This window comes from Thermoactinomyces sp. CICC 10523, from assembly GCF_016055105.1.
In the GTDB taxonomy this organism is placed as follows: Bacteria; Bacillota; Bacilli; order Thermoactinomycetales; family Thermoactinomycetaceae; genus Thermoactinomyces_A; species Thermoactinomyces_A daqus.
Map to the genome: position 1 here is coordinate 107,762 of NZ_JAECVX010000009.1, position 22,494 is coordinate 130,255.

The 22,494-nt window shown below is 50.1% G+C and carries 35 protein-coding genes; all 35 read left to right on the forward strand.

The window, feature by feature from the left end; genetic code table 11:
- Window positions 1-54 precede the first annotated feature (54 nt).
- The 35 genes from rpoC to rpsK all read left to right on the forward strand — a co-directional run bounded on the left by rpoC (window position 55) and on the right by rpsK (window position 22,407).
- Complete coding sequence (rpoC, locus tag I8U19_RS12135; protein ID WP_198056017.1) at window positions 55-3,669, forward strand: DNA-directed RNA polymerase subunit beta'; 3,615 nt, start codon at window positions 55-57, stop codon at window positions 3,667-3,669.
- Window positions 3,670-3,748: 79 nt separating this feature from the next.
- Entirely contained in the window at window positions 3,749-3,997 is a 249-nt protein-coding gene (locus tag I8U19_RS12140) for a 50S ribosomal protein L7ae-like protein (protein WP_033100621.1), read from the forward strand.
- 152 nt (window positions 3,998-4,149) lie between these two features.
- Window positions 4,150-4,563 carry a 30S ribosomal protein S12 gene (rpsL, locus tag I8U19_RS12145; protein WP_033100620.1) on the forward strand — a complete coding sequence of 138 codons (414 nt, stop codon included), beginning with the start codon at window positions 4,150-4,152 and terminating at the stop codon, window positions 4,561-4,563.
- A gap of 60 nt (window positions 4,564-4,623) precedes the next feature.
- Window positions 4,624-5,094 (forward strand): 30S ribosomal protein S7, encoded by a 471-nt coding sequence (gene rpsG, locus I8U19_RS12150; RefSeq protein ID WP_033100619.1) that lies wholly within the window; start codon window positions 4,624-4,626, stop codon window positions 5,092-5,094.
- Between the two features lie 37 nt (window positions 5,095-5,131).
- Window positions 5,132-7,207, forward strand: a complete 2,076-nt coding sequence (fusA, locus tag I8U19_RS12155) for an elongation factor G (RefSeq protein ID WP_033100618.1) — start codon at window positions 5,132-5,134, stop codon at window positions 7,205-7,207.
- Between the two features lie 107 nt (window positions 7,208-7,314).
- Window positions 7,315-8,502 carry an elongation factor Tu gene (tuf, locus tag I8U19_RS12160; RefSeq protein WP_033100617.1) on the forward strand — a complete coding sequence of 396 codons (1,188 nt, stop codon included), beginning with the start codon at window positions 7,315-7,317 and terminating at the stop codon, window positions 8,500-8,502.
- A gap of 327 nt (window positions 8,503-8,829) precedes the next feature.
- Window positions 8,830-9,138: a 30S ribosomal protein S10 gene (gene rpsJ, locus I8U19_RS12165; protein ID WP_033100616.1), complete on the forward strand. Its 309-nt coding sequence runs from the start codon at window positions 8,830-8,832 to the stop codon at window positions 9,136-9,138.
- A 33-nt stretch (window positions 9,139-9,171) separates the two neighbouring features.
- Entirely contained in the window at window positions 9,172-9,798 is a 627-nt protein-coding gene (rplC, locus tag I8U19_RS12170) for a 50S ribosomal protein L3 (protein ID WP_038020749.1), read from the forward strand.
- Between the two features lie 29 nt (window positions 9,799-9,827).
- Window positions 9,828-10,454 carry a 50S ribosomal protein L4 gene (gene rplD / locus I8U19_RS12175; RefSeq protein ID WP_033100615.1) on the forward strand — a complete coding sequence of 209 codons (627 nt, stop codon included), beginning with the start codon at window positions 9,828-9,830 and terminating at the stop codon, window positions 10,452-10,454.
- Window positions 10,451-10,738 (forward strand): 50S ribosomal protein L23, encoded by a 288-nt coding sequence (rplW, locus tag I8U19_RS12180; RefSeq protein WP_033100614.1) that lies wholly within the window; start codon window positions 10,451-10,453, stop codon window positions 10,736-10,738. The genes rplD and rplW overlap by 4 nt, the downstream gene beginning before the upstream one ends.
- Window positions 10,739-10,768: 30 nt before the next feature.
- A complete protein-coding gene (gene rplB, locus I8U19_RS12185) occupies window positions 10,769-11,599 on the forward strand; it encodes a 50S ribosomal protein L2 (protein WP_033100613.1) in 831 nt (276 codons plus the stop codon).
- Window positions 11,600-11,644: 45 nt separating this feature from the next.
- Window positions 11,645-11,926, forward strand: a complete 282-nt coding sequence (rpsS, locus tag I8U19_RS12190; protein ID WP_033100612.1) for a 30S ribosomal protein S19 — start codon at window positions 11,645-11,647, stop codon at window positions 11,924-11,926.
- 35 nt (window positions 11,927-11,961) lie between these two features.
- Entirely contained in the window at window positions 11,962-12,297 is a 336-nt protein-coding gene (gene rplV, locus I8U19_RS12195) for a 50S ribosomal protein L22 (protein ID WP_033100611.1), read from the forward strand.
- A gap of 26 nt (window positions 12,298-12,323) precedes the next feature.
- Entirely contained in the window at window positions 12,324-12,983 is a 660-nt protein-coding gene (gene rpsC / locus I8U19_RS12200; protein ID WP_198056018.1) for a 30S ribosomal protein S3, read from the forward strand.
- A 3-nt stretch (window positions 12,984-12,986) separates the two neighbouring features.
- Window positions 12,987-13,415, forward strand: coding sequence for a 50S ribosomal protein L16 (rplP, locus tag I8U19_RS12205; protein ID WP_033100609.1), 429 nt, complete (start codon window positions 12,987-12,989; stop codon window positions 13,413-13,415).
- Window positions 13,412-13,624 carry a 50S ribosomal protein L29 gene (gene rpmC, locus I8U19_RS12210; protein ID WP_033100608.1) on the forward strand — a complete coding sequence of 71 codons (213 nt, stop codon included), beginning with the start codon at window positions 13,412-13,414 and terminating at the stop codon, window positions 13,622-13,624. The genes rplP and rpmC overlap by 4 nt, the downstream gene beginning before the upstream one ends.
- Entirely contained in the window at window positions 13,621-13,887 is a 267-nt protein-coding gene (gene rpsQ / locus I8U19_RS12215; RefSeq protein ID WP_033100607.1) for a 30S ribosomal protein S17, read from the forward strand. The genes rpmC and rpsQ overlap by 4 nt, the downstream gene beginning before the upstream one ends.
- 40 nt (window positions 13,888-13,927) lie before the next feature.
- On the forward strand, window positions 13,928-14,296 hold the full coding sequence (gene rplN / locus I8U19_RS12220) for a 50S ribosomal protein L14 (RefSeq protein ID WP_033100606.1): 369 nt from the start codon (window positions 13,928-13,930) through the stop codon (window positions 14,294-14,296).
- Between the two features lie 57 nt (window positions 14,297-14,353).
- Entirely contained in the window at window positions 14,354-14,707 is a 354-nt protein-coding gene (rplX, locus tag I8U19_RS12225) for a 50S ribosomal protein L24 (RefSeq protein WP_033100605.1), read from the forward strand.
- 23 nt (window positions 14,708-14,730) lie between these two features.
- Window positions 14,731-15,273, forward strand: coding sequence for a 50S ribosomal protein L5 (gene rplE, locus I8U19_RS12230; protein ID WP_033100604.1), 543 nt, complete (start codon window positions 14,731-14,733; stop codon window positions 15,271-15,273).
- A 37-nt stretch (window positions 15,274-15,310) separates the two neighbouring features.
- Window positions 15,311-15,496, forward strand: coding sequence for a type Z 30S ribosomal protein S14 (locus I8U19_RS12235; RefSeq protein ID WP_033100603.1), 186 nt, complete (start codon window positions 15,311-15,313; stop codon window positions 15,494-15,496).
- A gap of 24 nt (window positions 15,497-15,520) precedes the next feature.
- Window positions 15,521-15,919, forward strand: coding sequence for a 30S ribosomal protein S8 (rpsH, locus tag I8U19_RS12240; protein ID WP_198056019.1), 399 nt, complete (start codon window positions 15,521-15,523; stop codon window positions 15,917-15,919).
- Window positions 15,920-15,946: 27 nt separating this feature from the next.
- Window positions 15,947-16,483, forward strand: a complete 537-nt coding sequence (gene rplF, locus I8U19_RS12245) for a 50S ribosomal protein L6 (RefSeq protein WP_033100601.1) — start codon at window positions 15,947-15,949, stop codon at window positions 16,481-16,483.
- 35 nt (window positions 16,484-16,518) lie between these two features.
- Entirely contained in the window at window positions 16,519-16,887 is a 369-nt protein-coding gene (gene rplR, locus I8U19_RS12250; RefSeq protein WP_033100600.1) for a 50S ribosomal protein L18, read from the forward strand.
- Window positions 16,884-17,402 (forward strand): 30S ribosomal protein S5, encoded by a 519-nt coding sequence (rpsE, locus tag I8U19_RS12255; protein ID WP_038020747.1) that lies wholly within the window; start codon window positions 16,884-16,886, stop codon window positions 17,400-17,402. Before rplR ends, rpsE begins: the two co-directional genes overlap by 4 nt.
- A gap of 6 nt (window positions 17,403-17,408) precedes the next feature.
- The gene (gene rpmD / locus I8U19_RS12260; RefSeq protein ID WP_152568519.1) at window positions 17,409-17,603 is read left to right on the forward strand and encodes a 50S ribosomal protein L30; all 195 of its coding nucleotides are present in this window, start codon (window positions 17,409-17,411) and stop codon (window positions 17,601-17,603) included.
- 33 nt (window positions 17,604-17,636) lie between these two features.
- Window positions 17,637-18,077 (forward strand): 50S ribosomal protein L15, encoded by a 441-nt coding sequence (gene rplO, locus I8U19_RS12265; protein WP_033100598.1) that lies wholly within the window; start codon window positions 17,637-17,639, stop codon window positions 18,075-18,077.
- Window positions 18,077-19,378: a preprotein translocase subunit SecY gene (gene secY / locus I8U19_RS12270; protein WP_033100597.1), complete on the forward strand. Its 1,302-nt coding sequence runs from the start codon at window positions 18,077-18,079 to the stop codon at window positions 19,376-19,378. The genes rplO and secY overlap by 1 nt, the downstream gene beginning before the upstream one ends.
- A gap of 115 nt (window positions 19,379-19,493) precedes the next feature.
- On the forward strand, window positions 19,494-20,147 hold the full coding sequence (locus I8U19_RS12275) for an adenylate kinase (RefSeq protein ID WP_033100596.1): 654 nt from the start codon (window positions 19,494-19,496) through the stop codon (window positions 20,145-20,147).
- Entirely contained in the window at window positions 20,144-20,890 is a 747-nt protein-coding gene (gene map / locus I8U19_RS12280; RefSeq protein ID WP_198056020.1) for a type I methionyl aminopeptidase, read from the forward strand. The genes I8U19_RS12275 and map overlap by 4 nt, the downstream gene beginning before the upstream one ends.
- Before the next feature lie 21 nt (window positions 20,891-20,911).
- Entirely contained in the window at window positions 20,912-21,211 is a 300-nt protein-coding gene (locus I8U19_RS12285) for a KOW domain-containing RNA-binding protein (RefSeq protein WP_033100594.1), read from the forward strand.
- Between the two features lie 4 nt (window positions 21,212-21,215).
- Window positions 21,216-21,434 carry a translation initiation factor IF-1 gene (gene infA / locus I8U19_RS12290; RefSeq protein ID WP_033100593.1) on the forward strand — a complete coding sequence of 73 codons (219 nt, stop codon included), beginning with the start codon at window positions 21,216-21,218 and terminating at the stop codon, window positions 21,432-21,434.
- 53 nt (window positions 21,435-21,487) lie between these two features.
- Window positions 21,488-21,601, forward strand: a complete 114-nt coding sequence (gene rpmJ, locus I8U19_RS12295; RefSeq protein ID WP_022738894.1) for a 50S ribosomal protein L36 — start codon at window positions 21,488-21,490, stop codon at window positions 21,599-21,601.
- 19 nt (window positions 21,602-21,620) lie between these two features.
- Entirely contained in the window at window positions 21,621-21,989 is a 369-nt protein-coding gene (rpsM, locus tag I8U19_RS12300) for a 30S ribosomal protein S13 (RefSeq protein ID WP_033100592.1), read from the forward strand.
- A 19-nt stretch (window positions 21,990-22,008) separates the two neighbouring features.
- Window positions 22,009-22,407: a 30S ribosomal protein S11 gene (gene rpsK / locus I8U19_RS12305; protein ID WP_198056021.1), complete on the forward strand. Its 399-nt coding sequence runs from the start codon at window positions 22,009-22,011 to the stop codon at window positions 22,405-22,407.
- Window positions 22,408-22,494: the final 87 nt, after the last annotated feature.

Below are 22,494 nucleotides of genomic sequence, written 5' to 3' on the forward strand. Positions count from 1 at the left end.
CCGCACGCCCTTCCCGCGCGCTGGCGGGATGAATCCTGAGGGAGGAATCGCCCAATGCTCGATGTGAATAACTTTGAATATATGAAAATCGGCCTCGCCTCGCCTGAAAAAATCCGCTCCTGGTCCCGCGGCGAGGTGAAAAAGCCGGAAACGATTAACTACCGTACGTTAAAGCCTGAAAAAGAAGGCTTGTTTTGTGAAAAGATCTTCGGACCGACCAAAGACTGGGAATGCCACTGTGGCAAATATAAACGCGTCCGTTATAAAGGCGTCGTTTGTGACCGCTGCGGTGTGGAGGTTACCCGCGCGAAAGTGCGCCGTGAGCGGATGGGGCACATTGAATTGGCAGCTCCTGTTTCCCATATCTGGTATTTCAAGGGGATTCCGAGCAGAATGGGGCTTGTTCTGGACATGTCCCCGCGCTCGCTGGAAGAAGTGATCTACTTCGCATCCTATGTCGTTGTCGATCCGGGTGCGACTCCTCTCGAGAAAAAGCAATTGCTGTCTGAGAAGGAATATCGCTCGTATCGCGAGAAATACGGCAATGCCTTTACGGCGATGATGGGGGCCGAAGCGATCAAGCGCTTGCTCCAGGAAATTGATCTTGACAAAGAGGTTGACATGCTCAAGGAGGAATTGAGCACAGCTCAGGGGCAACGCCGCAACCGGGCGATTAAACGCCTGGAAGTGCTTGAAGCTTTCCGCTCTTCCGGAAACCGTCCGGAATGGATGATCCTCGACGTATTGCCGGTCATCCCACCGGAGTTGCGTCCGATGGTTCAGTTGGACGGAGGGCGTTTTGCCACTTCGGACCTGAATGATCTCTATCGCCGTGTGATCAACCGCAACAACCGCTTGAAACGCCTGCTTGATCTCGGCGCGCCGGATATTATCGTTCAGAATGAAAAACGGATGTTGCAGGAAGCCGTTGACGCTCTGATCGATAACGGCCGTCGCGGCAGACCGGTAACCGGACCTGGAAACCGTCCGCTCAAATCCCTTTCCCACATGCTGAAAGGGAAACAGGGACGTTTCCGTCAAAATCTGTTGGGAAAACGGGTTGACTACTCCGGCCGTTCTGTTATTGTTGTCGGACCGTACCTGAAAATGTACCAATGCGGTTTGCCGAAGGAAATGGCCCTGGAACTCTTCAAGCCTTTTGTCATGAAAGAACTCGTGGCCAAGGGATTGGCTCACAACATTAAGAGTGCCAAACGCAAAGTGGAACGGGTTCATCCGGAAGTTTGGGATGTTTTGGAAGAAGTGATCAAAGAGCATCCGGTTCTGTTAAACCGCGCTCCAACCCTTCACCGTCTCGGGATTCAGGCGTTTGAACCGATCCTGGTTGAGGGACGCGCCATCCGTCTTCACCCGCTCGTTTGTACGGCATACAACGCCGACTTTGATGGTGACCAAATGGCCGTTCACGTGCCGCTTTCGGCGGAAGCTCAGGCTGAAGCGCGCCTTCTGATGCTGGCGGCGCAAAACATCCTGAACCCGAAAGACGGCAAACCGGTTGTCACCCCTTCACAGGACATGGTTTTGGGTTGTTATTACCTGACCATCGAAAAAGAAGGGGAAAAGGGTGAAGGAGGAATCTACTACTCCGCCTCCGAAGCGATCAACGCCTATCAAAACGGCTACATCACCCTGCATACCCGGATTGCCGTTCCGGCGAAAAACATCAATAAGACCAGCTTCACGGAAAGACAGCGGAATGCGCTCTTGGTTACAACCGTGGGCAAGCTGATCTTCAACGAGATTTTCCCGAAAGAATTCCCGTATATCAGTGAGCCGGGGAAAGCGAACTTCGTCAAAACACCGGATAAATACTTCATCTTTGAGAAAGGAACCAACGTGCGTGAGTTCATCCGGAAGATGGAAGATCCCGGTGCGCTGAAAAAAGGCCATTTGGGCGCGATCATCGCTGAATGTTTCCGCCGTTTCGGGACGACGATTACTTCGGAAATCCTCGACAAGGTGAAAGAAACGGGATACAAGTATTCAACCAAAGCGGGGATTACCATCTCGGTATCGGATGTAACCGTTCCGGCTGAAAAACAGGAGATCCTGGCGAACGCCGAAGAAGAAGTCGCCAGAGTGCTCAAACAGTACCGCCGCGGTTTGATTACCGATGATGAACGGTATGAGCGCGTCATTTCCATCTGGAGCAACGCCAAGGATAAGATTACGGAAGTTCTCATGAACAACATGGGCAAATACAATCCGATCTACATGATGGCCAACTCCGGAGCCCGGGGTAACGTCTCCCAGATCACGCAATTGGCTGGGATGCGCGGACTGATGGCCAACCCGGCCGGTAAAATTATTGAACAACCGATTCGCACCAACTTCCGTGAGGGGCTGACCGTGTTGGAATACTTCATCTCCACCCACGGTGCGCGGAAGGGACTTGCGGATACGGCGTTGCGTACGGCTGACTCCGGTTATCTGACCCGCCGTCTTGTCGATGTGGCTCAGGATGTCATCGTGCGTGAAGAGGATTGTGGCACGGATAAAGGATTTGCCGTCACTGCTATTCAGGATGGCAATGAAGTGATCGAAAATCTGTATGACCGGATCGTGGGCCGCACTTCGTTTGAGACCGTGCGCCATCCGGAAACCGGTGAAATCATCATCGGCCGCGATGAGCTGATCGATGAGGATATTGCAAGCCAAATCATCGAAGCCGGAATCAAACAGGTGGTCATCCGCTCCGTGTTGACTTGCCGTACCCGCCATGGCGTCTGCAAAAAATGCTATGGACGCAACTTGGCTCTCGGCACGCCGGTGGAAATCGGCGAAGCGGTCGGAATTATCGCCGCTCAGTCCATCGGGGAACCGGGAACGCAGCTGACGATGCGTACCTTCCATACCGGTGGGGTAGCCGGCGACGATATTACCCAAGGTTTGCCGCGGATTCAGGAATTGTTCGAGGCCCGCAACCCGAAAGGACAGGCGGTCATCAGCGAAATTTCGGGTAAGGTTGTCGACATTCGCGAAACCAAGGATCGCCGTGAAATTGAAATCGAAGGTGATGTTGAATCGAAGGTTCATACCGCGCCATACGGCTCCCGTCTGCGTGTTTCCGTCGGTGACACCGTCGCTGCCGGTGACGAGCTGACAGAGGGTTCCGTTGATCCGAAAGAACTGTTGCGGGTGAAAGGGATCGCCGGCGTACAACGCTATCTCCTGCAGGAAGTGCAAAAAGTATACCGCCTGCAAGGGGTGGAAATTAACGACAAACACGTTGAAGTCATGGTACGCCAAATGATGCGGAAGGTTCGCATCACTGATGCAGGTACAACCGAACTGTTGCCAGGCTCGGTTGTGGATATTCATGATTACGAAGAGGCCAACCGCAAAGCCCTTCTTGAGGGAGGCGACCCGGCAGTGGCACGTCCGGTTCTTTTGGGGATCACGAAAGCGTCCCTGGAAACCGAATCGTTCCTCTCCGCAGCTTCGTTCCAGGAAACGACCCGCGTTCTTACCGATGCGGCGATCAAAGGAAAAGTGGATAAACTGCTCGGCTTGAAAGAAAACGTCATTATCGGGAAGCTGGTGCCGGCGGGAACGGGTATGACGCGCTATCGCAACTTGACTGCCCGTTTGGCGAATGAACAAGGCGAAACCGATCCTTCATCCAAGGAAACGGTGTTGATTGATTAGTTTCTTGTTGACTTTGTGATTTCAAGGTGGTAATATTACGTCGTGTGCTTGGAACTATTTCACTTTGGAGGGCGATTCGATGTCTTATGAAAAAGTGAAACAGGCAACGTCGTTAACGATTGGCACCAAGCAAACGAAGAAGGCCATTGAACAAGGAAAAGTGGCTGAAGTGATCGTGGCTGATGATGCGGATCCGCAAGTAACACACCCGATCTTGTCGTTATGCAAAAATCACGGTATCGCTGTCACCTGTGTGGACTCGATGAAGAAGCTCGGAAAGGCTTGCGGAATCGAGGTGGGGGCGGCAGCCGTAGCCATCCTGAAATGAACGAGAGCGACTGATATCATGTTGATCGCGCTCCGGTGCCGGGGTGCGGTCAACTCCCTATAAATTTTAAGTCGTTCAGCTTTTTTATGATCATGGATGAAACACCTGGATCTGTGGTCTTGATTAACAAAACGTAGAAGGAGGTGCCTGGTATGCCGACAATTAACCAGCTCGTGCGCAAAGGTCGCACAAAGAAAATCACGAAATCCAAATCTCCGGCGCTTCAATACACCTTTAACAGCATGAAAAAAGAGATCGTGCCGCAAAGCGCTCCGCAAAAACGCGGTGTTTGCACCCGTGTGGGTACGATGACGCCGAAAAAACCGAACTCCGCTCTCCGTAAATATGCGCGTGTTCGCCTGACCAACGGTACGGAGGTTACGGCTTATATTCCGGGGATTGGACACAATCTGCAAGAGCACTCCGTGGTTCTTGTTCGCGGTGGCCGTGTTAAAGACTTGCCTGGTGTTCGTTACCACATTGTCCGCGGTGCATTGGATACGGCCGGCGTAGCCAACCGGATGCAAGGTCGTTCCAAATACGGCGCGAAACGTCCGAAAAAATAACGATTGCCATAAGAGTTGATGTCTGAGATCGAATAATCAATGAGAAAAGGAGGGAGAAGCATGCCACGCAAAGGCCCAGTACCTCGTCGGGATGCACTTCCGGATCCAATTTACAACAGCAAATTGGTTACCCGTCTCATCAATCGCCTGATGTACGATGGTAAAAAAGGAATCGCTCAACGTATTTTGTACAACGCATTTGATATTATCCGCGAACGCACCGGTAATGATCCGATGGAAGTGTTTGAACAAGCGCTGAAAAACGTTATGCCGGTACTCGAGGTTAAAGCGCGCCGGGTGGGCGGTGCCAACTATCAGGTTCCGGTGGAAGTGAAGCCTGAGCGCCGTACCAGCCTCGGTCTCCGCTGGCTCGTTTCCTACGCACGCCTTCGTGGTGAGAAAACCATGGAAGAGCGACTGGCAAACGAAATTATGGATGCAGCAAACAATACCGGCGCAGCTGTGAAGAAAAAAGAAGATACGCATCGTATGGCCGAAGCCAACCGTGCATTTGCTCATTATCGCTGGTAATCTACTATTCTTTCCAACATGAAGGGAGAAATTTCCGATGGCACGTGAATTCTCCTTGCAAAATACGCGTAATATAGGGATTATGGCTCATATCGATGCTGGTAAAACAACGACGACTGAGCGGATTTTGTTCTATACCGGTCGCGTGCACAAAATTGGTGAGGTGCATGATGGCGCCGCAACCATGGACTGGATGGAACAAGAGCAAGAGCGGGGGATTACGATTACGTCCGCCGCTACCACCGCTCAATGGAAAGGTCACCGGATCAACATCATTGATACACCGGGACACGTTGATTTTACCGTAGAGGTTGAGCGTTCTCTGCGTGTATTGGACGGAGCCGTGGGAGTATTTTGTGCAAAAGGTGGCGTTGAGCCACAATCTGAGACCGTTTGGCGCCAAGCGGACCGCTATGGAGTTCCACGCATCGCCTATGTCAACAAAATGGACATTCTCGGTGCGAACTTCTATGGGGCCGTAGAACAAATGAAAGAGCGCCTTGGTGCAAACGCAGTTCCGATTCAATTGCCGATCGGATCTGAAGATACATTCGAGGGCATCATTGACCTCGTAACCAACAAGGCAATTATCTACACCGATGATCTCGGTACCACTTCCGAAGCTCGTGACATTCCTGAGGAATACAAGGAAAAAGCCGAAGAGTATCGGACCGCGCTGTTGGAAGCAGTGGCCGAGTTGGATGAAGAGCTGATGATGAAATATCTCGAAGGTGAAGAGCTCACCGTCGAGGAGATCAAGGCAGCCCTTCGCAAAGGAACCTGTGAAGTGAAAATCACTCCGGTTCTCTGTGGTTCTTCCTACAAAAACAAAGGGGTACAACCTTTGCTGGACGCTGTGATTGACTACCTGCCGTCTCCGGTTGACGTACCGGCGATCCAAGGTACATTGCCGGACGGTACGGAAACGGTTCGCCATTCCAGCGACGAAGAACCTTTTGCCGCTTTGGCATTCAAAATCATGACCGACCCTTATGTGGGTAAACTCACCTTCTTCCGCGTTTACTCCGGTACCTTATCCTCCGGATCCTATGTGCTTAACGCAACTAAAGGAAAACGCGAACGGATCGGTCGGATTCTGCAAATGCATGCGAACCACCGTGAAGAGATCAACACCGTTTACGCAGGTGATATCGCTGCAGCTGTCGGTCTGAAAGACACGACGACGGGTGAAACGCTTTGCGATGAGAAAAACCCGATTTTGCTCGAGTCGATGGAGTTCCCGGAACCGGTAATCGAGATTGCCATCGAACCGAAATCCAAGGCTGACCAGGATAAAATGGCTGTTGCACTTGCGAAGCTGGCGGAAGAAGATCCGACATTCCGCACGCATACCGACGAAGAAACAGCCCAAACCATTATTGCGGGTATGGGTGAGCTTCACCTTGAAATCATCGTTGATCGTCTGAAACGGGAATTCAAGGTGGAAGCGAATGTTGGTGCACCGCAAGTTGCTTACAAAGAAACCTTCCGCAGTTCTGCCAAAGTGGAAGGGAAATTCGTTCGCCAATCCGGTGGTCGTGGACAATACGGTCACGTTTGGGTGGAATTCGAGCCACTGCCGGAAGGAAGCGGGTTCGAATTTGTCAACAAAATCGTTGGCGGTGTGGTTCCGAAAGAATACATCCCGGCTGTTCAAAGCGGGATCGAAGAGGCTATGCAAAACGGTGTCTTGGCCGGATTCCCGATGGTCGATATCCGGGCTACCCTCGTCGATGGTTCATACCACGATGTGGACTCCTCGGAAATGGCCTTTAAAATCGCTGGTTCCATGGCGCTGAAAGCGGCCAAATCCAAATGTAACCCAGTTCTTCTCGAACCGGTCATGAAAGTGGAAGTGACCGTTCCGGAAGAATACATGGGTGACGTGATGGGTGACATCAATTCTCGTCGCGGCCGCGTTGAGGGAATGGAAGCTCGCGGTGGTGCCCAAGTCATCCGCGCGATGGTTCCGTTGGCTGAGATGTTCGGTTATGTAAATAACCTGCGCTCCCGCACCCAAGGACGCGGTGTCTTCTCAATGTTCTTCGATCACTACGAAGAAGTGCCGAAAAACATTGCTGATGAGATCATCAAAAAAGCAACTGGACAGTAATGTCTAATTTGTGTTAAAGAAACTGGTGAAGCGGTTTAATCCGCTTCCCGGATTTCCATAAATCTATTACAATATTACTTAGTCCTAAATAAGGAGGATCATCAGTCATGGCAAAAGCCAAGTTCGAACGTACAAAACCACACGTTAACATTGGTACCATCGGTCACGTTGACCACGGTAAAACCACTTTGACCGCTGCAATCACCACCGTGCTTGCTCAACAAGGTAAAGCTCAAGCACAAGCTTACGACCAAATCGACAAAGCTCCGGAAGAAAGAGAGCGCGGTATCACCATCTCCACCGCTCACGTTGAGTATGAAACGGACAACCGCCACTATGCTCACGTTGACTGCCCGGGTCACGCTGACTACGTGAAAAACATGATCACCGGTGCTGCACAAATGGACGGAGCGATCCTCGTAGTATCCGCTGCTGACGGTCCAATGCCGCAAACCCGTGAGCACATTCTGCTCTCCCGTCAGGTAGGCGTACCGTACATCGTTGTATTCCTGAACAAATGCGACATGGTTGACGACGAAGAGTTGCTCGAACTCGTAGAAATGGAAGTTCGTGAACTTCTCTCCGAGTATGAGTTCCCAGGAGATGATATCCCGGTTATCCGTGGATCCGCTCTGAAAGCTCTCGAAAACCCGACTGGTCCTGAAGCTGAATGCATTATTGAACTGATGTCTGCAGTTGACGAATATATTCCGGAACCGCAACGTGACACCGACAAAACCTTCCTCATGCCGGTTGAGGACGTATTCACCATTACCGGTCGTGGTACCGTTGCTACCGGCCGTGTAGAACGCGGTGTCATCAAAGTTGGTGACGAAGTTGAAATCGTGGGTCTCGCTGAAACCCGCAAAACCGTTGTAACCGGGGTAGAAATGTTCCGTAAGTTGCTCGACCAAGCTCAAGCTGGTGACAACATCGGTGCACTCCTCCGCGGTATTGAGCGTAAAGATGTACAACGCGGTCAAGTATTAGCTAAACCTGGCAGCGTGAAACCGCACACCAAATTTAAAGCTCAAGTATACGTTCTCTCCAAAGAAGAAGGTGGACGTCATACCCCGTTCTTCTCTGGTTATCGTCCGCAATTCTATTTCCGCACCACCGACGTAACCGGTGTTATCAAGTTGCCGGAAGGCGTTGAAATGTGCATGCCTGGCGACAACGTTGAAATGGAAGTAGAATTGATCGCGCCGATCGCTATCGAAGACGGTACCCGTTTCGCTATCCGCGAAGGTGGACGTACCGTAGGCGCAGGTGCTGTTACCGTTATTAACGAGTAATGGCCACTGCCGATCAAAAAAAGCTGTCAACCCGATTTCCGGGCTGGCAGCTTTTTGTTTTAAGACTTGAAAAATGGCCCAACTATTTTGTAAAATATGGCAGGTAGGCTTTTGCAAGTGCTGGTCAGGGTCGCAACTTAATTACATTTCCCTAAAATACGCGAAAAAAGCTTGCATCGTCCAATTTTTTTCTATATAATCGTGAATGTTGTCATGAACGCGATGAAGCGAAAGGTTGCCGACACACCCGGCCCCTTTGCCATGGCCGGGCGGGAAATTTTCGCGGAGAAGTTCATTTGCAAAAATGAGCGAGAAGGAGGGTTAATAATGGCAAAGCAAAAGATTCGCATTCGTTTAAAAGCTTACGATCACCGCATCCTGGATCAATCCGCGGTTAAAATCGTGGATACCGCAAAGCGGACAGGTGCCAGCGTGTCGGGACCGATTCCGTTGCCGACGGAAAAAACGGTTTACACGATCCTGCGCGCTGTTCACAAATATAAAGATTCTCGTGAGCAATTCGAAATGCGCACTCATAAACGCCTTATTGACATCGTCAATCCAACTCAGCAAACCGTAGATGCGTTGATGAGATTGGATCTGCCGTCCGGTGTCGACATCGAAATCAAATTGTAATCTCTCACTCTACGATGGTAGGAGGTGTACAAAGTGAAAGGGATTCTCGGAAAGAAAATTGGGATGACCCAAATCTTCAACGAAGATGGCGTGGTGGTTCCAGTTACCGTAGTTGAAGCGGGACCGTGTGTGGTGTTGCAGAAGAAAGAACTGCAAACCGATGGTTACGAAGCAATCCAGCTCGGTTTTGAAGAGAAGAAGGAACATCGTTCCAACAAACCTGAGCTTGGACATGCGAAGAAAGCAAATGCGAAAGCACAAAAATTCATCAAAGAAGTGCGTGGCGTAAACCTGGCTGACTATGAGCTTGGCGGGGTAGTCAAAGCAGACATCTTCGCAGCTGGCGAACTGGTTGACGTCACCGGCACATCCAAAGGAAAAGGATTTGCAGGTGCGATCAAACGTCACAACCAAGCTCGCGGTCCGATGAGCCACGGTTCCCGTTACCATCGCGGACCAGGTTCGTTGGGTGCGATTGCTCCGAACCGCGTATTCAAAGGACAAACGCTTCCGGGACGCATGGGCGGAGAACGTGTAACAACACAAAACCTTGAAATCGTTCGTGTTGATGCTGACAAAAACCTGATTTTGATCAAAGGCTCCGTACCTGGACCGAAAAACAGCTATGTTGTGATCAAATCAGCCGTAAAAAGCAAGTAAGCGATTGATTGAAGAAAGGAGGAGCATCCATGCCTAAGCTGGCAGTGTTAGACATGAGCGGCAAGCAGGTGGATGAAATCGTGCTGTCTGATGCAGTGTTCGGCATTACCCCGAATCAGGCGGTATTGCATGATGCTGTGGTTATGCAACAAGCATCCCTGCGCCGTGGTACCCATGCAACGAAAAATCGTGCAGCTGTTCGTGGGGGCGGCAAGAAACCGTGGAGACAAAAAGGAACCGGTCGTGCACGTCACGGCAGCATTCGTTCCCCGTTGTGGGTAGGCGGTGGTGTGGTATTTGGACCGCAACCGCGCAGCTATGCTTATAAATTACCGAAAAAGGTTCGTCGTTTGGCGATCAAGTCCGCTCTTTCTTCTAAGGTGCTGGACAGCCAAGTGGTCGTGCTCGATGAATTGAAAATGGATCAACCGAAAACCAAAGAAATGGTACAAGTACTCAAAAACCTGGGTGTTGATCGCAAGGCGCTGATCGTTGCCGATCAATTGGAGGACAATGCTGTTCTCTCCGCCCGCAACATTCCGGGAGTGAAACTTATACCGGCAGATGGATTGAACGTTCTCGACGTTCTTTACCATGACAAGCTGATTCTCACTCGTGGAGCTGTGAATCGCGTCGAGGAGGTGCTTGGTCGATGAAAGACCCTCGCGATATCATCCGTCGTCCGGTCATTACCGAAGCATCCACGGAACTCATGGAGGATCGTAAATACGTGTTTGAAGTGGATCCACGTGCCAATAAAGTCGAAGTGAAAAAAGCGATTGAGCAGATCTTCGGCGTAAAAGTGGAGAAAGTGAACACGATGCGCGTTCCCGGTAAAATTAAACGTTATGGCCGGTACAGCGGTCGCAGACCTGAGAGAAAGAAAGCTGTGGTTAAACTCACCGCTGACAGCAAACCAATCGAGGTATTTGAAGTTTAATCCATCCTAAAAAAGAAGGAGGGAAAAGGAATGGGAATTAAACACTTTAAACCAACGACCCCGTCTCGTCGTCATATGACTGTTTCCAGCTTTGACGAGATTACGACAGATAAACCGGAAAAATCCCTGGTAGTACCTCTGCAGAAAAAGGCAGGCCGCAACAACCAGGGGAAACTGACTGTTCGTCACCAAGGCGGCGGACATAAACGCAAATATCGTTTGGTTGACTTCAAACGTAATAAAGATGGCATTCCTGGAAAAGTGGCTACGATCGAATACGATCCGAACCGTTCTGCCAATATTGCTTTAATCCACTATGTGGATGGAGAAAAACGTTACATTCTCGCTCCTCACGGATTGAAAGTGGGCATGACCGTTTCGTCCGGTCCTGATGCGGAAATCCGTTTGGGAAATGCGTTGCCTCTTCGCAATATTCCGGTAGGTACGGTCATTCACAACATCGAACTTAAACCGGGCCGTGGTGGACAGCTTGTCCGCGCAGCAGGTGCATCGGCACAATTGCTCGGTAAAGAAGGGAAATACGCCATCATCCGCCTTACCTCCGGCGAAACACGCATGGTTCACCTGGATTGCCGTGCAACGATCGGTCAGGTAGGCAACTTGGATCATGAGTTGATCACGATTGGTAAAGCAGGACGTTCCCGTTGGCTGGGTAAACGGCCAACCGTTCGCGGTTCTGTGATGAACCCTGTGGATCACCCGCACGGTGGTGGGGAAGGTCGTGCACCGATCGGCCGCAAGTCCCCGATGACTCCTTGGGGCAAACCGACCTTGGGTTACAAAACCCGGAAGAAAAACAAAGCATCTGACAAATATATTATCCGTCGTCGTAAAAAGTAGTCAGATAGGCTGTGAAAAAGCCTCACTCGAAGGGAGGTTACTAAGATGGGCCGCAGCTTGAAAAAGGGACCATTTGCAGATGCACATCTGTTAAAAAAGGTTGATGAATTAAACGAGAAAAACGAAAAACGCGTAATCAAAACTTGGTCTCGTCGTTCTACCATTTTCCCGGAGTTTGTTGGACACACATTCGCCGTTCATGATGGACGCAAGCACGTTCCGGTTTATGTAACGGAGGATATGGTAGGCCACAAGTTGGGAGAATTCGTCCCAACCCGTACGTTTAAAGGTCATGCAGGCGATGACAAGAAAACAAAAAGACGGTAAGTGGACCGGACCGGGTTTAGAGAGGAGGTTACGTTATGGAAGCTAAAGCAGTAGCACGATACGTGCGTATCGCTCCACGCAAAGCACGCTTGGTGATCGATTTGATTCGTGGCAAGTCTGTTGAAGAGGCATTGGCGATTTTACGCTACACTCCTCGTGCTGCCTCCCCGATCATTGAGAAAGTACTCACGTCTGCCGTGGCAAACGCTGAGCACAATCACAACTTGGATACTGCCAACCTGGTAGTGTCGAAAGCTTATGTTGATGAAGGTCCCACGATGAAGCGTTATATGCCTCGTGCGATGGGCCGTGCCAGCCGCATTAACAAGCGCACCAGCCACATTACCGTGGTTGTATCGGAAAAGGCGTGAATCACTAAATAAGGAGGGATGAAGCTTTGGGTCAAAAGGTAAATCCAGTTGGTCTGCGTGTGGGAATTATCCGTGACTGGGAATCCAAATGGTACGCAGACAAGGACTATGCTGATCTATTGCATGAAGATATTAAGGTTCGCGAGTTTATCAAAAACCGACTGAAAGACGCGGCCGTTTCCACTGTGGAAATCGAACGCGCAGCAAACCGCGTCAACATTACCATTCATACGGCGAAACCCGGCATGGTGATCGGGAAAGGCGGTTCTGAAGTCGAAGCGCTCCGCCAAGCCTTGGTGAAGCTCACCAATAAAAAAGTTCACATCAACATCAGCGAAATCAAAAATCCGGAGCTTGATGCTTACCTTGTCGCTGAAAATATCGCACAACAACTGGAACGCCGTGTTGCTTTCCGCCGTGCGATGAAACAAGCGATTCAGCGTTCTTTGCGCGCCGGAGCCAAAGGGGTACGCACCATGGTAAGCGGTCGTCTCGGCGGTGCCGATATTGCCCGTAGCGAAGGCTACAGCGAAGGTACGGTACCACTCCATACATTGCGTGCTGATATCGATTATGGTTTTGCTGAAGCACACACCACTTATGGACGGATCGGTGTGAAAGTTTGGATCTATCGCGGTGAAGTTTTGCCGACCAAAAACAAAGGAGCAGCGGAAGGAGGCGAGTAATCGATGCTAATGCCTAAACGCGTGAAATTCCGTCGCCCGCATCGTCCGCGCAAACTGACAGGCCGTGCGAAAGGCGGTACGGAAGTAGCATTTGGTGAATACGGTTTACAGGCGCTTGAGCCGGCATGGATCACCAACCGTCAAATCGAGGCTGCCCGGATCGCGATGACTCGTTATATCAAACGTGGCGGTAAAGTATGGATCAAGATTTTCCCTGATCACCCGATTACTCAAAAGCCTCTCGAGGTACGGATGGGTAGCGGTAAAGGTTCTCCCGAAAAATGGGTGGCTGTTGTAAAACCAGGCAAAATCTTGTTCGAACTTGCTGGTGTTCCAGAAGAGACGGCACGTGAGGCGATGCGCCTTGCAGCTCACAAGCTGCCGATCAAAACGAAGTTCGTAAAAAGAGAAGAAGCGGGTGGTAACGAATGAAAGCAAAAGAGCTAGTTGAGTTGACCACCGCCGAGATCGAGCAAAAGCTCGCACAGTACAAGGAAGAACTGTTTAACCTCCGCTTCCAATCGGCTACTGGACAATTGGATAATCCAGCCCGGTTGCGTCAGGTTCGCAAAAGCATTGCTCGTTGCAAAACGATCTTGCGGGAGCGCGAACTGGGGATCGAAAGGAGGAAACAGGGATGAACGAGCGTACAACTCGCCGTAAAGTACGTGTCGGCAAAGTGGTCAGCGATAAAATGGATAAAACAATCGTTGTCGCTGTTGAGACCTACAAGAAACATCCACTGTACGGTAAACGCGTAAAGTATACCAAAAAGTTCAAAGCGCATGACGCCGAAAACCAAGCAAAAGTAGGCGACATCGTAAGAATCATGGAAACGCGTCCGCTTTCCAAAGACAAGCGCTGGCGTTTGGTGGAAATCGTAGAGAAAGCTGTTATCATTTAACCCATGGCACGCGTGAATGACGCGGGAAGGAGGGAAAACCATGATTCAACCTCAAACACGTCTTCGTGTAGCAGATAACTCTGGTGCGAAAGAAGTTATGTGCATCCGTGTATTGGGTGGATCCAAAAAATCTACCGCTGGAATCGGTGATATTATCGTCGCTTCTGTCAAACAAGCTACACCCGGTGGCGTTGTCAAGAAAGGGGATGTAGTGAAGTGCGTGGTTGTACGTACCGTTCGTCCGACCCGTCGTCCGGATGGATCCTACATTCGCTTCGATGAAAATGCTGCGGTTGTGATTAAGGAAGACAAAAGCCCGCGCGGTACACGGATCTTCGGACCTGTTGCCCGCGAATTGCGTGATCGCGATTTCATGAAAATCATTTCTTTGGCACCGGAAGTTCTTTAATACTTGGTTCTGAAAATGATTTGCGGCAACACACTGGAAGGTAAGGAGGTGCCCCGTATGCACATCAAAAAAGGCGATATGGTAATCGTCATGCGCGGTAAAGAAGCTCCGTACTTTGAAAACGGCAAAAAAGTTTACACCCGCGGTCGTGTAATTAAAGTTCTTCCCAAGGAAGATCGTGTGCTCGTCGAAGGTGTAAACTTGGTGAAAAAACATTCCCGTCCGACCCAGGATAACCCTCAGGGCGGCATCATCGAGAAGGAAGCGCCGATTCACGTTTCCAACCTGATGATTGAAGACCCGAAAACGAAGGAGCCGACCCGGGTTGGCTACAAGTTCATCGAGGGTAAAAACGGCGAGAAAAAGAAAGTGCGTTATGCGAAAAAATCCGGTGAAATCCTCGACAAATAACGCGAGAGAAGGGAGGGTACCTGATGGCAGCACGTTTGAAAGAGCATTACCTCAATGAGGTAACCGCTGCGTTAATGAAGAAGTTCAACTACAAATCCCCAATGCAAGTTCCAAGACTTGAAAAAATCGTGATTAACATGGGTGTGGGTGAAGCTGTACAAAATGCCAAAGCTTTGGATGGTGCAGTAGAAGACCTGACGCTCATCTCCGGGCAAAAACCGGTGGTCACACGTGCCAAAAAATCGATTGCCGGCTTCAAATTGCGTGAAGGAATGCCGATCGGTGTAAAGGTGACACTTCGCGGAGAGCGTATGTATCATTTCCTCGATAAATTGATCAATGTTGCTCTTCCGCGTGTACGCGATTTCCGCGGTGTTTCCCCGAAATCGTTTGACGGTCGCGGCAATTACACGCTCGGTCTGAAAGAGCAATTGATCTTCCCGGAAATTTCTTATGACAAAGTTGACAAAGTTCGCGGGATGGATGTCGTTATCGTGACGACTGCCAATACCGACGAGGAAGCACGTGATCTTTTGACTCTGATGGGTATGCCATTCCGTAAATAATCACTGTACGTCACCACGATGTAAAGGAGGGAATCACTTGGCCAAGAAGTCGATGATCGTGAAGTCCCAACGTAAGCCGAAATTCAAAGTTCGTGCTTATACCCGTTGCGAACGTTGCGGACGACCACACGCCGTATTACGCAAGTTTCGTCTCTGTCGGATCTGCTTCCGTGAATTGGCCTACAAAGGGCAGATTCCCGGTGTTAAAAAAGCAAGTTGGTAATGAGGATAGGAAGGAGGGTTTCGCATGGTAATGACAGACCCGATTGCAGATATGCTGACCAGAATTCGCAACGCTAACACGGTTCGCCATGAGAGCGTTGAGTTTCCGGCATCTCGTATCAAAAGGGAAATCGCTGAGATCCTGAAACGTGAAGGTTTCATTCGCGATGCTGAATATATCGAAGACAACAAACAGGGTATCATCCGGATTTTCCTCAAATACGGACCGAACAACGAAAAAGTGATTACCGGGTTGAAACGGATCAGCAAACCTGGTTTGCGCGTTTATGTAAAAGCGAACGAAATTCCACGTGTTCTTCGTGGTTTGGGAATCGCCATTTTGTCCACCAACAAAGGAATTCTGACGGATAAAGAAGCCCGTCAGCAAAAAGTGGGCGGCGAAGTTATCGCGTACGTTTGGTAATCGGCATAAAGGATGGAGGTGAATCGAATGTCTCGTATCGGTAAAAAACCGGTTGTGATTCCAAACGGTGTAGAAGTGAAATTGGAAGGAAACACCGTAACGGTAAAAGGGCCGAAAGGTACCTTAACTCGTAACTTCCATTCCGATATCGCCATCAAAGTGGAGGACAATCAAGTGATCGTGGAGCGCCCAAGCGATCACCGCACTCATCGTGCCTTGCATGGAACCACCCGCAGCGTGATTGCCAACATGGTTGAGGGTGTAACCAACGGTTTCTCCAAAACGCTTGAATTGGTCGGTGTCGGATACCGTGCTTCGAAAAAAGGAAACAACGTGGTGTTAAACGTCGGTTATTCTCATCCGATCGATGTAACGCCGATCGACGGAATTGAACTCGACGTTCCGTCTCAAACGCAAATTGTGGTGAAAGGCATCGATAAAGAGAAAGTCGGCGAAATGGCTGCGAAAATCCGTTCTTACCGTGAACCTGAACCTTATAAAGGCAAAGGGATTAAATACAGCGATGAAGTTATCCGTCGCAAAGAGGGTAAAACGGGTAAATAATCGAATCGCCTAACAAGAAGGGAGTGAGCTGGACCGTGATTCAAAAAGGAGATCGCAACAAAAAACGGGCAAAACGTCATCTGCGTGTCCGCAAAAAAGTATTCGGTACTGCTGAGCGTCCACGTTTGAACGTTTTCCGTTCTTCCAAAAACATCTATGCGCAATTGATCGATGACACGATTGGACATACGGTTGCATCCGCTTCGACCTTGGATGCCGAGCTGAAGGAGAAATTCTCCAACGGCGGTACGGTTGATGCGGCTCGTGCGGTAGGGGAATTGATCGCAAAGCGCGCCGTTGAGAAAGGCTTTAAGTCGGTTGTATTCGACCGTGGCGGTTACCTCTATCATGGTCGTGTAAAAGCTTTGGCAGAAGGAGCACGGGAAGGGGGTCTAGACTTTTGAGCAAGCAAGAAAAGCCACGTCGCAAAGATGCTGCGCAATCCGAGTTTATCGAAAAAGTGGTTAACATTAATCGCGTAGCGAAAGTTGTGAAGGGCGGACGCCGTTTCAGCTTCAGTGCGCTTGTTGTTGTCGGTGACGGCAAAGGCAAGGTCGGTGCAGGAATTGGTAAAGCGGCTGAGGTTCCTGAAGCGATCCGCAAAGGGATTGAAGATGCGAAAAAGAATATGGTTACCGTTCCTCTTCTGGGGACAACCATTCCGCATGAGACGATCGGTGAGTTTGGCGCAGGCCGTGTTCTTCTGAAACCTGCTTCCAAAGGTACGGGTGTCATCGCAGGCGGTCCTGTGCGTGACGTATTGAATGCGGCAGGTGTTGGTGACATTCTTACCAAATCGACGGGTTCCAACAACCCGATCAACATGGTTCGTGCCACACTTTCCGGTTTGCAAAGCTTGAAACGTCCTGAGGACGTAGCAAAACTGCGCGGAAAAAGCGTAGAAGAATTGATGGGATAAGGAGGGATGACCGTGGCAAAGAAACTGGCAATTACACTCAAGCGGAGTATGATTGGCCGTCCTGAAGTGCAACGTGTCACCCTGCGTACACTCGGTTTAACAAAACGGGAACAGACCGTAACGCATGAAGATAATCCGGCCATCCGTGGTATGATCAATAAAGTGAAACACCTCGTTTCCGTTGAAGAAATCAGCGAATAATGCACATGACTTGTCAAAGAGGAGGTGCGAGGAATGAAACTGCATGAACTGAAACCGGCTGAGGGTGCCCGTCACAAGAAAAAACGGCTTGGCCGCGGTATTTCTGCCGGCCAGGGTAAAACGGCCGGAAAAGGCCATAAAGGGCAAAACGCACGCTCCGGTGGCGGTGTTCGTCCTGGCTTTGAAGGCGGCCAAAACCCGATTTACCGTCGTTTGCCGAAGCGCGGATTTACCAACCCGAATCGAGTGGAATATGCCATCATCAACCTGGATGTGCTCAACCGCTTCGAAGAGGGAACTGTCGTAACTCCAGAACTGTTGAAAGAGCAAGGCGTTGTAAAAGATCTGAAAGACGGGTTGAAAGTGTTGGGCAATGGTGAGTTGAACAAAAAACTCACGGTAAAAGCTCAAAAATTCTCTGCCTCTGCGATTGAAAAAATCAACGCCGCTGGTGGAGCGACGGAGGTAATCTAATGATCCGGAACCTGGGTAACATCTTTAAGGTGGAAGATCTTCGTCGTCGTATTTTTTTCACGCTTTTGATCTTGGTCGTGTTTCGAATCGGAAGCTTTATTCCGGTTCCTAACACGGACCCGGCGATCTTGCAGAGCATGATGGAGAGAGGCGGTCAAGGCGTATTTGGTTTGATTAACGCTTTTTCCGGTGGGGCATTCCGCAACTTCTCCATTTTCGCCATGGGGATTATGCCTTACATCACCGCTTCGATCATTGTGCAGTTGCTGACGATGGATGTCATCCCGGCTTTTGCAAGATGGGCAAAAGAGGGAGAGGTGGGCCGCCGCAAACTGGCTCAGTTTACCCGCTATTTTACGGTGGTTTTGGCACTGATCCAGTCGGTGGGAGTTGCCATAGGTTTCAACAGGGTCTACCAGGGCTTTGTATTGGACACCAGCGTCTGGAGCTATGCACTCATCGCTCTGACTTTGACGGCAGGCACAACCTTTCTCATGTGGTTGGGTGAGCAGATCACGGACAAAGGGATCGGAAACGGGATTTCCATTCTGATCTTTGCCGGGATCGTGGCCAACATCCCGATGCACATCGGACAGATCTATACGTCCTTCTTCGGCAAAAATGCACAGCTGTTTATCGGTATCCTGAAAGCGGTGGGGCTTTTGTTGGTGGTTGTGGTTATCATTATCGCCACGATCTATATCCAACAGGGCGTAAGGAGAATACCCGTTCAATATACGAAACGGGTGGTTGGACGTAAAATGTACGGCGGCCAATCGACTCACATTCCGATGAAAGTGAACGCGGCCGGTGTGATTCCGGTAATCTTCGCCTTGTCCTTGATGATGTTCCCGGTTACGATTGCAAGCTTCTGGCAAGGACACCCGGTTGCGGATTGGTTTATCTACAACTTCGATTACACCCGTTCCCCGCTCGGTGCGGCAATGTATGTGATTCTGATTATCGGTTTCACTTACTTCTACACCTTTGTGCAGATTAACCCGGTTCAGTTGTCTGATCAGATGAAGAAAAACGGCGGCTTTATTCCTGGGATTCGCCCGGGCAAGAATACAACCACCTATTTAACCCGGGTCATGAATCGTCTAACGCTGTCAGGCGCGATTTTTCTGTCGCTGATTTCCATTTTGCCGATCTTCTTCATCAATCTTGCCGGTCTTCCGAGCAATGTGCAAATCGGGGGAACCTCGCTTCTGATCGTGGTCGGGGTTGCACTTGAAACGATGAAGACGATTGAAAGCCAGCTGATTAAACGCCATTACAAGGGCTTTATGCATAAATAGACTTTCTGTTTGCCACCCCCGGAGCTACATCCGGGGACTATGCATGAGCACCAGCTCACTGATGTGAACTGTCATGCGGACCGCCCGTAGAATTCTGATCCGGGAGGGATGACGCTTGAATATCGTACTGATGGGATTGCCCGGAGCCGGCAAAGGGACACAGGCAGCTCGAATTGTGGAAGAGCTGGATATCCCGCATATTTCTACGGGAGATATGTTTCGAGCGGCTGTTAAGGAACAAACCCCTCTGGGAATGGAAGCCAAGTCCTATATGGATAAAGGCCAGTTGGTACCTGACCGTGTGACGATCGGGATCGTCCGCGACCGGCTCGGCAAGGATGATTGTGCCAAGGGCTTTTTATTGGACGGTTTTCCCAGAACGGTTCCACAGGCCGAGGCTTTGGACGAATTAACGGATGAATTGAATCGCCCGATCGATCTGGTTCTTTATATTGAGGTTGCAGAAGAGGAACTTCTTAAACGCCTCACGGGCAGACGGATCTGTCGCGACTGCGGGGCTACGTATCACGTACTCTTTGCACCGCCCAAGGTCGAAGGGGTTTGCGACCGCTGTGGAGGAGAGCTTTATCAGCGGGCGGATGACGCGATAGAGACCGTGAAAGAACGTTTGAAAGTGAATCTTGAGCAAACCCAACACTTGATTCACTACTATGAATCGACTGGTAAACTTCATCGTGTTGATGGGGAACAGCCGATCGAAAATGTGACAGAATCCATCTTGTCACTGATTCGAGGTTTAAAAGCATGATTATCTTAAAATCGGTTAAAGAGCTTGAACGGATGAGGGAAGCTGGGAAAATCGTATATTTGACTCATCAGGAGCTGAAAAAAGCGATCCACCCGGGCATCACCACCAAGGAGCTGGATCGAATCGCTGAAAAAGTGATTCGCGGGTTCGGTGCTGTTCCTTCCTTCAAAGGGTACAACGGATTTCCGGGCAGCATATGCACTTCCGTGAACGAGGAACTGGTTCATGGCATTCCGGGGAATCGTGTGTTAAACGAAGGAGATATCATCTCTTTGGACATCGGTGCCTGCTATGACGGATATCATGGTGATTCTGCTTGGACGTACGGCGTCGGGGAAATTTCCCCTGAAGCCGAACGTTTGCTCACCGTCACCGAGGAATCCCTGTACAAAGGTCTTGAACAGGCAAAGCCAGGCGCAAGACTGGGGGATGTTTCCCACGCGATTCAAAAACATGCCGAAGGTGCCGGTTTTTCAATCGTGCGGGAGTATGTCGGACACGGAATCGGGCAAAACTTGCATGAAGCTCCGAGTATTCCCAATTACGGTTTACCCGGCAAAGGTCCTCGCCTGAAGCCAGGTATGACCCTTGCAATTGAACCGATGGTGAATGCGGGAAAACGGTTTGTTCGTACACTCGCTGATAACTGGACGGTTGTTACCACTGACGGTTCTCTGTGCGCTCACTTCGAGCATACGATTGCGATCACGGATGAAGGCCATGAGATTCTCACGAAAGTGTAAACCAGGTGAAGGGTGATAAACGTGGCAGATGTCGACAGTCGACCTCGTCTTGGACAAATCGTTCGCGTATTGCGGGGGCGTGATGCGGGAAATTATGCCGTCATCATCGGCATTGAGGAGCCTCATTTTGTCTTGTTGGCCGATGGGGATCAGCGAAAAGCCGATTGCCCGAAAAAGAAAAACTTGAAACATATTCAAGTTACCAATACGATAAATCTGGAAATAGCTGACGCCATCAAGAGTCACGGTCGTGTTAACAATGCGAAGTTGCGATACGCCCTGAACCAATATCTGCTCAAACTTGAGCAAAAAGGAGAGTGAATCAATGGCCAAAGAAGATGTGATCGAGGTAGAAGGGATCGTCAAGGAGCCCCTGCCAAATGCCATGTTCCGCGTCGAGTTGGAAAACGGTCATGAAGTTTTGGCTCATGTTTCTGGTAAAATCCGTATGCACTTTATCCGCATCTTGCCGGGTGACAGAGTGACGGTGCAACTTTCTCCGTATGATTTAACCCGTGGACGGATCACTTACCGTTACAAGTAAAGACGGTCTGTGAAGTTTAGGGGGCTCTTAATATTTGACAGGAGGTAGCTCAAATGAAAGTAAGACCTTCGGTGAAGCCCATTTGCGAAAAGTGCAAAGTGATTCGTCGCAAAGGGGCTGTCATGGTAATCTGCGAAAATCCCAAGCATAAGCAAAAACAAGGTTAAATTCAAGGAGGTGTAAGGCATGGCGCGTATTGCAGGTATCGACTTGCCACGTGAAAAACGCGTAGAGATCGCGCTCACTTATATCTATGGCATTGGTCGTTCTCAATCCAAACGAATTCTGGAAGCTACCGGAATCAACCCGGATACTCGCGTTCGTGATCTGACGGAAGACGAAGTATCCAAACTCCGGAGCTTTATCGATAAAAACCTGGTGGTTGAAGGGGATCTTCGCCGTGAAGTTGCCCTCAACATCAAACGGTTGATCGAGATCGGTTCTTACCGTGGCATTCGCCATCGTCGCGGATTGCCGGTACGCGGTCAACGCACGAAAACCAACGCCCGTACCCGTAAAGGTCCTCGCCGTACGGTAGCGAACAAGAAAAAATAACGAATAAGGAGGGAGAACAGTGGCAAAGCGTAAAACTACTACGCAACGCGTAAAACGTCGCGTTCGCAAAAACGTTGAATCTGGTATCGCGCACATCCGTTCCACTTTTAACAATACGATTATCACGATTACCGACCCGCGCGGAAATACGGTTGCCTGGGCAAGTTCCGGTACGATGGGCTTTAAAGGTTCCCGTAAAAGCACGCCTTTTGCCGCGCAAATGGCTGCGGAACAAGCGGCAAAAACCGCGATGGACAACGGTATGAGAACCGTTGATGTATTGGTGAAAGGACCGGGTGCCGGTCGTGAAGCAGCAATTCGTTCCCTGCAAGCGGCAGGATTGGAAGTAAGCCTGATTAAAGACGTCACACCGATTCCTCACAATGGTTGCCGTCCGCCAAAACGTCGCCGTGTTTAATTCTTTAGATTTAAAACTGATCCGTGGTTTATTTTTCCTGTAGATGGTGTATACTGGATAGGACTAATTTTGGCATGTCTTATTCCT

Excerpts from the sequence above, each read along its gene's own strand:
- rpoC (WP_198056017.1), top strand. The coding sequence starts at position 55 with ATGCTCGATGTGAATAACTTTGAATATATGAAAATCGGCCTCGCCTCG.
- I8U19_RS12140 (WP_033100621.1), top strand. The coding sequence starts at position 3,749 with ATGTCTTATGAAAAAGTGAAACAGGCAACGTCGTTAACGATTGGCACC.
- rpsL (WP_033100620.1), top strand. The coding sequence starts at position 4,150 with ATGCCGACAATTAACCAGCTCGTGCGCAAAGGTCGCACAAAGAAAATC.
- rpsG (WP_033100619.1), top strand. The coding sequence starts at position 4,624 with ATGCCACGCAAAGGCCCAGTACCTCGTCGGGATGCACTTCCGGATCCA.
- fusA (WP_033100618.1), top strand. The coding sequence starts at position 5,132 with ATGGCACGTGAATTCTCCTTGCAAAATACGCGTAATATAGGGATTATG.
- tuf (WP_033100617.1), top strand. The coding sequence starts at position 7,315 with ATGGCAAAAGCCAAGTTCGAACGTACAAAACCACACGTTAACATTGGT.
- rpsJ (WP_033100616.1), top strand. The coding sequence starts at position 8,830 with ATGGCAAAGCAAAAGATTCGCATTCGTTTAAAAGCTTACGATCACCGC.
- rplD (WP_033100615.1), top strand. The coding sequence starts at position 9,828 with ATGCCTAAGCTGGCAGTGTTAGACATGAGCGGCAAGCAGGTGGATGAA.
- rplW (WP_033100614.1), top strand. The coding sequence starts at position 10,451 with ATGAAAGACCCTCGCGATATCATCCGTCGTCCGGTCATTACCGAAGCA.
- rplB (WP_033100613.1), top strand. The coding sequence starts at position 10,769 with ATGGGAATTAAACACTTTAAACCAACGACCCCGTCTCGTCGTCATATG.
- rpsS (WP_033100612.1), top strand. The coding sequence starts at position 11,645 with ATGGGCCGCAGCTTGAAAAAGGGACCATTTGCAGATGCACATCTGTTA.
- rplV (WP_033100611.1), top strand. The coding sequence starts at position 11,962 with ATGGAAGCTAAAGCAGTAGCACGATACGTGCGTATCGCTCCACGCAAA.
- rplP (WP_033100609.1), top strand. The coding sequence starts at position 12,987 with ATGCTAATGCCTAAACGCGTGAAATTCCGTCGCCCGCATCGTCCGCGC.
- rpmC (WP_033100608.1), top strand. The coding sequence starts at position 13,412 with ATGAAAGCAAAAGAGCTAGTTGAGTTGACCACCGCCGAGATCGAGCAA.
- rpsQ (WP_033100607.1), top strand. The coding sequence starts at position 13,621 with ATGAACGAGCGTACAACTCGCCGTAAAGTACGTGTCGGCAAAGTGGTC.
- rplN (WP_033100606.1), top strand. The coding sequence starts at position 13,928 with ATGATTCAACCTCAAACACGTCTTCGTGTAGCAGATAACTCTGGTGCG.
- rplX (WP_033100605.1), top strand. The coding sequence starts at position 14,354 with ATGCACATCAAAAAAGGCGATATGGTAATCGTCATGCGCGGTAAAGAA.
- rplE (WP_033100604.1), top strand. The coding sequence starts at position 14,731 with ATGGCAGCACGTTTGAAAGAGCATTACCTCAATGAGGTAACCGCTGCG.
- rpsH (WP_198056019.1), top strand. The coding sequence starts at position 15,521 with ATGGTAATGACAGACCCGATTGCAGATATGCTGACCAGAATTCGCAAC.
- rplF (WP_033100601.1), top strand. The coding sequence starts at position 15,947 with ATGTCTCGTATCGGTAAAAAACCGGTTGTGATTCCAAACGGTGTAGAA.
- rpmD (WP_152568519.1), top strand. The coding sequence starts at position 17,409 with ATGACCGTGGCAAAGAAACTGGCAATTACACTCAAGCGGAGTATGATT.
- rplO (WP_033100598.1), top strand. The coding sequence starts at position 17,637 with ATGAAACTGCATGAACTGAAACCGGCTGAGGGTGCCCGTCACAAGAAA.
- secY (WP_033100597.1), top strand. The coding sequence starts at position 18,077 with ATGATCCGGAACCTGGGTAACATCTTTAAGGTGGAAGATCTTCGTCGT.
- map (WP_198056020.1), top strand. The coding sequence starts at position 20,144 with ATGATTATCTTAAAATCGGTTAAAGAGCTTGAACGGATGAGGGAAGCT.
- infA (WP_033100593.1), top strand. The coding sequence starts at position 21,216 with ATGGCCAAAGAAGATGTGATCGAGGTAGAAGGGATCGTCAAGGAGCCC.
- rpmJ (WP_022738894.1), top strand. The coding sequence starts at position 21,488 with ATGAAAGTAAGACCTTCGGTGAAGCCCATTTGCGAAAAGTGCAAAGTG.
- rpsM (WP_033100592.1), top strand. The coding sequence starts at position 21,621 with ATGGCGCGTATTGCAGGTATCGACTTGCCACGTGAAAAACGCGTAGAG.